The sequence below is a fragment of the Streptosporangium vulgare genome, from assembly GCF_042428775.1.
Lineage (GTDB): Bacteria > Actinomycetota > Actinomycetes > Streptosporangiales > Streptosporangiaceae > Streptosporangium > Streptosporangium vulgare.
Map to the genome: position 1 here is coordinate 1 of NZ_JBHMBS010000131.1, position 816 is coordinate 816.

General features: G+C 71.6%; 1 protein-coding gene. It reads left to right on the forward strand.

From position 1 onward, the window contains the following. Positions 1-35: 35 nt before the first annotated feature. Positions 36-816, forward strand: a 781-nt coding sequence (locus ACFFRH_RS44315) for an acyl carrier protein (RefSeq protein ID WP_386164214.1), incomplete at its 3' end; no start/stop codon positions are given.

An 816-nucleotide genomic window follows, 5' to 3' on the forward strand; every position in this document is an offset into this window, starting at 1 on the left:
TGGCAGGAGACCTCGGCGAAGCCGACCTACGACGAATGGAACGAGCGGGCGTCAAAGCGCTGTCCATCCCCGAAGGACTCGCCCTGCTCGACACCGCTCTGCGCACCGACCACCCCGTCCTCGTCCCCGCCCGATTCACCAGGACCCGTACAGCCGGGCGCGCACCGGTACGGCGGGCGGGCCAGGCCGGTGGGCTCGCGCAGCGCCTGGCCGCGTTGGACCCCGCCGAGCGGCATTCGATGCTGTCCGGCCTGGTCAGAGGGCATGCGGCGACGGTGCTCGGGTTCGCCGACGGGTCGGCGATCGACCATCGGCGCCAGTTCCAGGAGCTCGGCTTCGACTCCCTCACCGCGGTCGAGTTCCGCAACCAGCTCAACGCGGCGACCGGGCTGCGGCTCCCGGCCACGCTCATCTTCGACTACCCGACCGCTGAGGCGGTGGCGGACTACCTGGCCGGGGAGCTGGCCGGTGGCCAGGCTTCGCAGGCGGTCGTCGCGGATGTCTCGGTGGTCGACGAGCCGATCGCGATCGTGGGCATGGCCTGCCGGTTCCCGGGCGGGGTCTCCTCGCCGGAGGGCCTGTGGGATCTGGTCGCGCAGGCTCGGGACGCGGTGAGCGATTTCCCGTCCGATCGCGGCTGGGACGTGGAAGGGGTGTACAGCCCGGAACCGGGCGCACCGGGGAAGAGCTACACGCGGCACGGCGCGTTCCTGTACGACGCCGCCGAGTTCGATCCCGGGTTCTTCGGGATCAGCCCGCGTGAGGCGCTGGCGATGGATCCGCAGCAGCGGTTGCTGCTGGAGGCGTCGTGGGAGG